This is a genomic window from [Clostridium] symbiosum ATCC 14940 (assembly GCF_000466485.1).
Classification (GTDB): domain Bacteria; phylum Bacillota; class Clostridia; order Lachnospirales; family Lachnospiraceae; genus Otoolea; species Otoolea symbiosa.
Genome location: NZ_KE992925.1, coordinates 1 through 10,667, shown reverse-complemented (window position 1 = coordinate 10,667; position 10,667 = coordinate 1). Strand labels below are relative to the sequence as shown.

10 protein-coding genes are annotated in these 10,667 nt (G+C 48.3%); all 10 read right to left on the bottom strand.

Annotated elements, in window-relative coordinates; translation table 11 throughout:
- Positions 1–31 precede the first annotated feature (31 nt).
- Positions 32–1,171 (bottom strand): 30S ribosomal protein S1, encoded by a 1,140-nt coding sequence (rpsA, locus tag CLOSYM_RS12130; RefSeq protein ID WP_003506800.1) that lies wholly within the window; start codon positions 1,169–1,171, stop codon positions 32–34.
- The gene (ispH, locus tag CLOSYM_RS12125; protein ID WP_044902393.1) at positions 1,152–2,003 is read right to left on the bottom strand and encodes a 4-hydroxy-3-methylbut-2-enyl diphosphate reductase; all 852 of its coding nucleotides are present in this window, start codon (positions 2,001–2,003) and stop codon (positions 1,152–1,154) included. Before ispH ends, rpsA begins: the two co-directional genes overlap by 20 nt.
- Position 2,004: 1 nt before the next feature.
- Positions 2,005–2,691: a (d)CMP kinase gene (gene cmk / locus CLOSYM_RS12120; protein ID WP_009296275.1), complete on the bottom strand. Its 687-nt coding sequence runs from the start codon at positions 2,689–2,691 to the stop codon at positions 2,005–2,007.
- A 150-nt stretch (positions 2,692–2,841) separates the two neighbouring features.
- Complete coding sequence (locus tag CLOSYM_RS12115) at positions 2,842–4,083, bottom strand: BaiN/RdsA family NAD(P)/FAD-dependent oxidoreductase (RefSeq protein ID WP_021642324.1); 1,242 nt, start codon at positions 4,081–4,083, stop codon at positions 2,842–2,844.
- A gap of 63 nt (positions 4,084–4,146) precedes the next feature.
- On the bottom strand, positions 4,147–5,658 hold the full coding sequence (pap, locus tag CLOSYM_RS12110; RefSeq protein ID WP_003506793.1) for a polyphosphate:AMP phosphotransferase: 1,512 nt from the start codon (positions 5,656–5,658) through the stop codon (positions 4,147–4,149).
- A 28-nt stretch (positions 5,659–5,686) separates the two neighbouring features.
- A complete protein-coding gene (locus CLOSYM_RS12105) occupies positions 5,687–6,100 on the bottom strand; it encodes a DUF3783 domain-containing protein (protein ID WP_021642323.1) in 414 nt (137 codons plus the stop codon).
- A gap of 26 nt (positions 6,101–6,126) precedes the next feature.
- Positions 6,127–7,014 (bottom strand): SPL family radical SAM protein, encoded by an 888-nt coding sequence (locus CLOSYM_RS12100; RefSeq protein ID WP_003506789.1) that lies wholly within the window; start codon positions 7,012–7,014, stop codon positions 6,127–6,129.
- Positions 7,005–8,030, bottom strand: coding sequence for a LysR family transcriptional regulator (locus tag CLOSYM_RS12095; RefSeq protein WP_004462303.1), 1,026 nt, complete (start codon positions 8,028–8,030; stop codon positions 7,005–7,007). Before CLOSYM_RS12095 ends, CLOSYM_RS12100 begins: the two co-directional genes overlap by 10 nt.
- Before the next feature lie 219 nt (positions 8,031–8,249).
- On the bottom strand, positions 8,250–9,491 hold the full coding sequence (locus tag CLOSYM_RS12090) for an aromatic amino acid transport family protein (protein ID WP_004462301.1): 1,242 nt from the start codon (positions 9,489–9,491) through the stop codon (positions 8,250–8,252).
- A 17-nt stretch (positions 9,492–9,508) separates the two neighbouring features.
- On the bottom strand, positions 9,509–10,321 hold the full coding sequence (locus CLOSYM_RS12085) for a nitrilase-related carbon-nitrogen hydrolase (RefSeq protein WP_003506783.1): 813 nt from the start codon (positions 10,319–10,321) through the stop codon (positions 9,509–9,511).
- Between the last annotated feature and the right edge of the window lie 346 nt (positions 10,322–10,667).

The following is a 10,667-nucleotide window of genomic DNA, read 5'->3' as shown; positions in this document are numbered from 1 at the left end:
AGCAAACCACCCGTTTGACGGGTGGTCATGATTATTCAGCATCTTCCTGAGCTGCCACTGCTTCGATATCAACATCAGCGATGTCTTCATCAACAGGAGCCTCAGCCGGAGCTTCAAGAGCCTTTGTGCTGAGACTGATCTTTCTGTCAGCTTCGTTGAAGTCCACGACTCTGGCTGTAATGATCTGGCCTGCAGATAATACGTCGGATGGCTTCTCAACATGCTCTCTGGAAATCTGGGATACGTGAAGCAGAGCATCTACGCCTGGCTCCAGCTCAACAAATGCACCGAAATCAGTCATACGTGCCACTTTACCTTCAACAATATTGCCTACAGCGTACTTCTCGGCAGCGTTAGCCCACGGATTTGTCTCCGGGAACTTCAGGCTTAATGCAACCTTCTCGCCGTTGATGTCTTTGATCAGAGCGGTTACTTTATCGCCAACCTTGAAAACCTTCTTCGGATTCTCAACTCTGCCCCAGGACATCTCGGAAATATGGAGTAAACCGTCGGCGCCGCCGAGGTCGATAAATGCACCAAAATCGGTTACATTCTTAACAACACCCTCAACTGTCTGTCCAACAGCAATCTTCTCAAATAATTCCTTCTGCATAGCAGCTTTCTTAGCAACCAGAAGCTGTTTTCTGTCGCCGATGATTCTGCTTCTTCTGCCGTTCGGATTGAATTCTGTTACCACGAATTCGATCTCCTGGCCTGCATATTTGGATAAGTCTTTATCATAGGTATCGGAAACCATGCTGGCCGGGATAAATACTCTTGTTCCCTCAACCTCAACAACGAGGCCTTTCTCCATTACCTGTGTAACTTTCTCTGTCAATACTTCCTTGTTCTCAAATGCTTCTTTCAGGCGTTTTAATCCCTTATCGGCAGCCAGTCTCTTATAAGATAAGGATGCCATGCCTTCGCCGTCATTTACTTTAAGAACCTTTACTTCTAATTCGTCTCCAACGGAAACCTTTGTTGTTAAATCCACATTTGGTTCATTCGTGAATTCGCTTCTCGTAATGATACCTTCGGACTTACTTCCAGCGATACTGAGAATAATTTCATCTTCTTTTACGCCGATGACCTGACCGGTAACTGCCTCTCCTGCACGTAATCGCTTAATTGATGATTCTTCAAACATTTGTTCAAAACTTAATTCTGACATTAGTATGAACCTCCTCGATAATTTGATTCGGGGTTGATGCCCCTGCTGTAATACCTACGCTGCGCACAGAACCTGCCTTTTCAGGTTTGAAATCTTTCAGTGTCTGGATATAGTAAGTCTCCTTACATTCCCTTCGGCAAATCTCATACAACTTCTGAGTGTTAGAACTGTTCCTTCCTCCGATGACAATCATAACATCAACCTGTGAAGCTATCTGCCTTGCTTCCACTTGTCTTTCCTGTGTTGCATTGCAAATCGTATTTAAAACAAGTATATCATAACGCGTTTTAGAAATTTTTTCAACTAAATCTTGAAATTTATTGTAGTTAAATGTCGTCTGGGCAACAATACACAGCTTTTCACCGTCTGAAATCTGTAATTTTTCAAATTCTTCAGCCGTTTCAATAACTAAAGTATCGTCATTTCCCCAGCCCTTTATTCCCTCAACCTCCGGATGTTTTCCGTTTCCGACTATAATGACGCGCCGGCCGTTTTCATTCTGTTCGCTAACTATCCGGTGAATTTTTTTTACAAAGGGACAGGTGGCGTCGATAATTTCAATTCCGTTCCTCTCAAGAATATCATAAATATCTTTTCCCACGCCATGGGAACGTATCACTACGACACCGTCTGTAAGCTGCCTCAGTTCTTCCGCCGTCTCGAGAACTTTGACGCCCCGTTCCTCCAGATCACGGACCACCTCTTCATTATGGATAATCGGCCCGAAGGTGTAAATCGGCGTTTTTCCTTTTTCTATCTGCTCGTAAACCTTTTCCACCGCCCGTTTGACGCCGAAACAAAAACCGGCGGTCTTTGCAACTGTCACATCCATATTAACACCCGCAGCAGCCCTTGCTGCCCGCATCCTCCACCAGGCTTTCCATCTCGCAAAGCACTTCCTCAAGCGTCATCTCGGAGGAATCCAGAAGCACCGCATCTTCAGCCTGTGCAAGCGGCGCAATTTCCCGGTGCATGTCGCGGTAATCCCTCTCAATAATGTCCTTCTCTATCTCTTCCAGACTGCAATCCACATTTTTTTCCTGCAGTTCTTTGTAGCGGCGGATGGCCCTGACACGGCTGCCTGCCGTCAGGTAAACCTTTAAATTGGCGTCGGGAAGCACGCAGGTTCCAATATCCCTGCCGTCCATCACCACATCTTTTCTCTGCGCAAGCTTCCTCTGGAGCTCCACCAGTTTCCTCCTGACAGGCGCATAAACCGACGTGGACGATGCCATGTTGCCCACCTCCTCGGTTCTTATGAGGCTTGTAACATTTTCACCGTTTAAGATGATCTGCTGGGCGCCGTCCTTATATTCGAGGGAAATCTCCACACCTTCACAGGCTGCTTCAATCGCCCCTGCATCGTCTTTATCAATTCCTTTTCTGAGAAAATATAAGGCCATGGCCCTGTACATTGCTCCTGTATCCACATAAATATAACCGAGATTTTTTGCAAGCTGCTTTGCAACCGTGCTTTTGCCCGCGCCGGCAGGCCCGTCAATTGCGATATTAAACGGCATAATCCGTCTTCCTCCCTGTACTTTAGTCGCTGCTGTCCACACTGCAGCCTTTATTGATGGCGGTGACCTGTGCGCGGAGCGTGCAGATTATCGTTCGTTACGGTTCTCAGCCTGCCAAAAACGCAGTTCTGTGAACGGTAACAGCAACCTTTAATCCTCCCCAGCCGCGCTTCTTCCCGCCAGAACTCCGGTCGACCATGCAATCTGCAGATTGAAGCCGCCCGTCACGGCATCCAGATCCAGAACCTCCCCTGCAAAATACAGTTTTTTAAGAAGCTTCGACTCCATCGTGGATGGATTTACCTCTTTAACCGTAATCCCGCCCTGGGTAATGATAGCCTCGTTGAAGCCGCGGAGACCGTTTATCGTCAGGGTAAAGCTTTTCACCGCTTCCGCGAGCCTCTTGCGCTCTTCTCTGGTTATCTCATTAACCTGTTTCTCCGGCGAAATACCGCTTCTTTCTATCATTACCGGAATCAGCTTCGAGGGAAGCAGATGGTTCAGCGCATTCTTATACTGCCTGTTCTTCGCCTCGTCAAAGTCCCGGAGAATCCTGGCATCCAGCTGTTCTGCCGAAAGCGCCGGCTTCAGATCGATAGAAAGTGTGACGTTTCCTTTTTTAAGCCGCTTCGCAATATAGCTGCTGGCGCTGAGAAGCACAGGACCCGAAACGCCGAAATGGGTGAACAGCATCTCCCCGAAATCCCGGTACAATTCCTTTTTTCCATCCCTTATGACGACCTCCACATTCCTGAGCGAAAGCCCCTGCAAGTCCTTAACCACTGTCTCTTCCGTGGTAAAAGGAACCAGGGCCGGGCTTGTCCCGGTCACGCTGTGGCCCGCCTCTTTTGCAAAGCGGTACCCGTCTCCGGTTGAACCGGTGGTCGGATAAGAGAGGCCTCCCGTCGCAACGATAACGGCCGAGGCCGCTTCCTTTTTGGACCCCCGCTCCAGAATCACGCCTTTTAAGGCGCCCTCCTCCAGCCATAGCTCCTTTACGCCTTCATTCAGGCGGATATCCACATCCAGGGCCCGCAATCTTTTCGAAAGGGCGCTTATGACATCCGAGGATTTATCGGATACGGGGAAAACGCGGCCTCCGCGTTCCGTCTTCAGACGGCAGCCCGCATCCTCCAGAAGCTCCATAATATCCGTATTCGTAAAGCCGTAGAACGCGCTGTATAAAAAGCGCTTGTTTGTGACAACACCGGCAAACAGCTGATCCATATCGCAGTTGTTCGTCACATTACAGCGGCCTTTTCCGGTGATGTAAAGCTTCTTCCCCAGTTTTTCATTCTTTTCATATATAACTGCTTTTTTTCCGCATTCAGCGGCGGCGATAGCCGCTGCAATTCCTGCCGCCCCGCCGCCGATTATAATAATTTTATCCATACCGGTAATTCAATCCGGGCAGACTGCCCGCTCCTTCATCAAGTGAATAACAATAGTAGGATACTATGAATTGCTTTCTTTTTCAACCTCTTTTATTTTTTCCTCCAGCGCTTCCACTACGGTTCTGAGAACTTTCACCCGGGCATAATACTTGGAATTCCCCTCCACAATCGTCCACGGCGCGTAGGTGGTGGAGGTCCGCACCAGCATCTCGTTGACGGCCGCCTCATAGGCATCCCATTTCTCCCTGTTCCTCCAGTCCTCATCGGTAATTTTCCACTGCTTGGCCGGATCGTTCATTCTTTCGTTAAAGCGCCGCTCCTGTTCATCCTTATCGATATGGAGCCAGAATTTCAGAACCACAGCCCCGAAGTTCGCCATATGAGACTCCATCTCATTAATCTCCTGGTATGCCCTGCGCCAGTCCTCCTCTTTGCAGAAGCCTTCAATCCGCTCCACCATGACGCGTCCGTACCAGGTCCTGTCAAAGATGGCAATATGGCCGGCCTTCGGCATGTTGTTCCAGAAACGCCACAGATAGTGGTGTACCTTTTCAATATCATTCGGCGCAGCCGTGGGATTTACCTTGTAACCTCTCGGATCCAGATGGCTGGTCAGCCGCTTGATGGCTCCGCCTTTTCCGGCTGCGTCCCATCCCTCAAAACCAATCACTACCGGTATCCTCAGCCGGTAGATTTCACTGTGGAGATACTCCAGTTTTTTCTGCAGCTTATCCACCTGCTGCTTATACTCCTCCTTGTCGATGGACAGGGACAGATCGACTCCGGACAGCACCCCGTTCTTAAACCGATCCTGAGGCATGGCGGCAGAGGGAGCATTTCCTGCCTCCTTCTTTTCCTCTTCCCGTTTATGCACTTCATATTCCATACGGTCGGCCACGGTCGCCAGGATTTTCATAGCCGCATAATTCTTGTCGGTGGCCTCAATTATTGTCCAGGGCGCATATCCCGTATCGGTATGCTCAAGCATCTCCTCATTCATCATCAGGTATTTCTCATACTCTTTGTTCCGCTTCCAGTCCCCGTCGGAAACACGCCACTTCGTCTCCTTGTTCTCCGTCAGCTTTTCAAAGCGTTTTTTCTGTTCCTTCTGGGAAATATAGAGAAACAGCTTGATTATCACACAGCCGTCCTCCGCCAATTGTTTTTCAAACGAAGTGATATCGGCAAAAGCGCCTGACAGTTCCCCGCGTTTCGTAATTTTATCAAAACGGTCGACCGTCACTTTATCATACCAGCTCCTGTCAAATATAGCTATACGGCCGTCCTCCGGCGTTTTCGTCCAATAGCGCCACAGGAAAGGACGCATCCGCTCTTCCTCGCCCGGCCTCCTGCTGGCATATACGTCAAAACCTCTGGGATCCAGCGGCTGGATCAGGCGGTTGATCTGCACACCCTTTCCGGCTGCTCCCAGCCCTTCAAAGACGATTATTACCGGGATCTTTTCGGCCTTGCAGCGTCTCTGCAAAAGCCCCAGGCGCTCTCCCAGCTCTTCGCTGACCTGTCTGTAAGTCTCCTTGTCAACCGTTTTCTGCAAATCCACCTTTTCCAGCATAACTTTCCTCCATTTCCAGGCCGCGCGCTCAATCTGAGACGTTCTCCCTGTCTGCTGCCGTCATTGCTTCATGTTCCTTTTTTATCTCATGGTACAGATGTACCGAATCCCAATCTTTATTCACAGATGTCAGAACCGCCTTATAATCAATACGTCCGACACCCTTTTTTCGCAGCGTCCTGATAAAGGAATCGACCTGGGAGGATGTAAGTCCTGCAAGCACCGCCATCTCGTCATCAAAATCACTGCACAGCCCGTCTCCGGAATGGTCAGCCTCGGTAAGCTCCTCCATTCCCTTCACCCCGGCGAGAGTCCCAAGCGGCTTTCTGTAGTCTTCCCTGCCCACCGTCTTTACCCGGAATCCTAAAGGCAGAAGCGCCTGCCTGATTTTCATCAGCCTGTCCTTATCATTAAAATTGTAAAGAAGTACTGTTTCTTTCATTATTATATCTCCTTCTTTAAATCGCTTCAGAACAAGGTCAATTGCTCGTACTGATAGTTTTTCTTATATGAATGAATTATATCCGGCATTTTGTATAAAATACCGGCTTTGCTGCATTCCTCCCCCAGAAGCCTGTACAGGCTCCCGGCTTTCGGACTGCTGCATACATAGCGTTCACCGTACTGTTTTTCATACCGTTCTCGAAGTCCCATATCCGGGAAAATCCGGTCAAGCCGGCTGTAAAAATACTCTCTCTGCCGGTCCCTTAAAGTCACGCCGAACATGGGGTAGATAAATCTGGCTCCCGCTTCCCTGGCAAGCTCCACCATTCCCATAACATTCTCCTTCGTGTCTTCCAGAAACGGAAGCACAGGCGTCATTACAACTCCGGCAAACAGCCCTGCCGCGGAGAGGTTCCTGACTGCGGCAAATCTCTCTGAGGATGGAGGCGCACCCGGTTCCAGCTTTTTTGACAGGGAATCCTCACAGGTTGTGATGGTGAGCATACAGTTTACAGGAGCCTGTTCCGCTATTATCTGATATATTGGTATATCTCTTAATATCCCCGTGCTTTTGGTCAGCATGGATACGCCGAAACCAAAGGCTGCGATAAGCTCCAGGCTGTGTCTCGTAAGCTCCATATGAATTTCATGGGGATTATATGGGTCACTCATGGCTCCGGTGCCTACCACTCCTTTTTTTACCTTGCGGCGTAAATCATCCCGTACAATCTGAAGCGCATTTTCTTTAGCCTTTATCTGTTCAAAATCGTCGACACGGTAGCAGCTGCTTCTGCTGTCGCAATAGATACAGCCATGGCTGCAGCCACGGTACAGATTCATATTATAATCACTTCCAAACCAGGACGTGTCTCTATTCTTAGTAATAATCGTTTTTGCCGGAATCAGTTCCATTCCTCCGCGCCTTTCTGGCTGTTTTTACAAGGGCCGCCCGTCTTTGCAGGGCTTTTGCCCGGACAAACGCCGTTCACTCTCTTCGCACCTGCCATCCGCAGGAATTCTCTCATGGCAGCTGTGATATATTTTCCTTTTTTGCTGGCAAACACCACCTTACGGCTGGCCAGCGGATCGCCAATCTTATAATATACCAGCTTCTTGTTTTCCGGAAGGCAGCCGATAATATCGGAACGGATAAATACGGCTCCGACACCGTTGGAAGCAATATTCATAGACGTGAGAACCTGGTCCATCTGAATTGCCACCTTTGGCGTAAATCCGGCATTTCGGCACATGTTGAAACCCCTCTGATACATATCATTACCCGGTTTCATGATAATAAACGGCGTATCCTTAAACAGTTCAAGCGGTACCGGCTCATAGGAGTCTGCCTGGAAACGGTCCGACACGACATCCTGATAGGAAAGCCGGTATGGCTGGAGCCTCTTGTTGATCGCATAAGAGGCGGGCACCATCAGGATTATCTCTTCATTTTTATAAAAGAACCGCTCTACTGTGGAATCTTCATAGAGCGCTGTTTCAATGACCAGATCCAGTGTTTCGTCTTCCAGCCCCTCCTTCAGTTCTTTGACATTCCCCTCGAGCAGATCAATTGTCACATTGGGATACTTCTCCCTGAAACGGCCAATCAGATCCGGAAAGACAAAGGAACAGAAAAACGAGGCTCCGCCTATAGAAAGGGAACCTGTGTTCAGTTCACGCAAATCTTTGAAATATGCCTGCATGTTCCGCTGGATAAACAAAATTTCTTCAATCGATTTAATATAATATGCGCCCTCTTTCGTGACCGTAAGCGGTATCGTGCTGCGGTCAAAAATGGGCGCACCTATCTCATTCTCCGCCTTGCGCACCATGTTGCTCAGTGCAGGCTGGCTGATAAAAAGTTTTTTCGCTGCTTTTGAAAAGCTTTTTTCCTGATATACCGAATACACATACCTCATCTCATTCAGCAAATAAATTCCCTCCGTCCGTTATATGTATCTCACGATGGACAGCATAGCGAGTACACTCTCCCCCTGATTATCCTGAACCCACCCATTACCAAAAACAGAAAGCCGCCTCCGGCCGCGCCGGAAGCAGACTTTCTATTACCGGATCTTCATTATCCCCTGTTTTTAGTTTACCACTATTTTTCTTCACAGGCAAATAACTTTTCCATTTTTTTACATTCCTTACCATCCAGCGGGAAGAAGCTTGAATGCTCCGAGAATTGCATATACGATAGTACCGCTGTAAAGAAGAATAATAATCCCCTGAATAAATGAGTTATACATCCAGCCGCAGTTCCAATCCGGCTCGATCTCTCCTTTTTTTCTTGCCCCTTTCAGCATAAAAATCGGAAGGATTGCCATAATTGCCCCTGCAAATGTGCCGGAAAAGTAAATCGCATCAACGAATCCGACTGCTCCGCTGAGTGTCAGCGCCAGCGGAATGCCAACAATCACGATTGTGATCGGAAGGCGGATTTTGACATCTTCATCCGAATGGAATTTAAATTTATCTACAATGTTCGAAAGAAGAGTCTGGGAAATCGCCCAGTAGGAGGTAAGCATTGCAATCAGTGCGAAAATATTGGCGATATAAAGCGCCCATAATCCCAGGGAACGTCCCCATGCAATCGTTGCAACCTGTGTCAGATCCTCCGCCGGTGTGATGTACATAACGCCCATCGGAACAATAATTAAAAGAACGCATACGATCAACTGTCCGAGCGCGATGGCCGGAGCCAGCTTTTTCGGATCATGTGACAGTCCCCTGGCCAAATCGGGTACCAGGTACTGCCCTATGTAACTGAATGCGGCAACGTTGAAAATCGGAATTGCATACGTCCAGTTGCTTTGGAAAATTCTTGATAAATCTCCATTTTTCGCAATCATGGAGGCTGCAGTCAGCACCACCAGCATAACGATCATTCCGATGCTCATCAGTTTATTGCCGACACCCATAGCCTTTAATCCGAACCAGGCGACGCCTGCAGCCGGAATAAGGAAAATCAAAGTTCCAACCCAGTCCGGCACGCCCAGAAGCTCATTTAAAATGTTGCCGCTTCCTGAAAAATAGGCAATCATGCAGCTCAGGGAATTAATTACTACCGCAATAAATATCAGGATGGAGCCGGCTGGCCCCAGATACCGCTCCGCCAGTCCGGGAAGCTGCACCAGTGTTCTCGTCCTGAGCGTAGTCTCTGCCACATACATCATGGAAAACAGAGTCAGGATACCGGTAACGATGAACCAGAATACCAGTACCGGAAGACCGGCCAGTCTGGCCGAATATGCCGTCCCCAGGCATCCCGAACCAATACCGCAGCCTACGACCGAAAAAACGACCTCCGCCTGAGTCAGTTTATGGATTTTTAACGCTCCCTCTTCATATTTGGGCTGCGTCCCTTCTTTTTTTTCATTTTCCCCCATAACAAACTCCTCCGCTCCTAATATTTTTCAACTGCGTCCATCGAGAAGGTATCTTCCTTGAAATCGTTGAAATATGGAATACGGCTTCTCACCTTCAGCACCTCATTCATGTCAATGTCACAAACGAGCAGTTCCTCCTCTGTCTTGGAAGCTTCCGCCCTCACTTCGCCGTCCGGTCCCACAATCTTTGATGTTCCGCAGCAATTGTCCTCCACCGGATTTGAACCTGCCATAAACATCAGGTTAAATAAGGCGTTGCCGGCCAGATCCACATCCCATCTGCGTGCAGCCGGAATGCTCCATACCGCCGAACAGAATACGAGTTCCGCTCCTTTGAGCGCTTCAATCCTGGACGGCTCCGGGAATTCCACATCATAGCAGATTAACATGCCTATCTTGCCGAATTTTGTATTGATTACCGGAAAGGAATCTCCCTCACAGAATTTAAGCTTCTCCGTACCCCAGGCATTCACTTTTCTCATGTTTCCAATCACGCTGCCGTTATCATCGATGAAAATACAGGAATTATACATTTTTCCCGGAATATGTACTGATTCTGCATAGCCTGCAATGATGTGCATCCCCTTTGACTTCGCACATTTTCTCATTGTCTGGACAAAAGGTCCGTCAACCGGCTCAGCCAGTTTCTGAAGCTCTTCCGACTCAAGGAAATAGCCTGTGTACGCCAGCTCCGGGAAGCAGATAATATCCACATTCTGTTCCGCCGCCTGGTCAATCATCTCCATCATTTTGCGCAAATTTTCTTTGGTATCGCCCTGAACTACCTTCATCTGTCCGAGTGCGATCCTGACTTTTCTGTCTTGTCCCATTTTCCTCTTCTCCTTTTCTTTTTCTGTCTTACGGTCCCTTTCATATGAAACTGTCCCACCTACCGTATACAGTTTATTTTTTCTATTCTACATAGCTGAAAAATGGTTTTCACCTGTTATACAGATTTCTAAATAAGTTATAACCCCTTTGTTATAACTGTTATTAATGCTGCAGAGATTATGTCCGCCGGTGTTTAAACGGCTTCAAAAAGGGCGCCTCTTTCCGGAAGCGCCCCTGAAACAAAATATTATCCCCTGTTATTTCTATTCTTCACCCAGGCAGACCATCTTGCCGTCTTTTACGATTAACTGGCCGTCAAAGGTAATGGTCGGGTTGTACTGCACC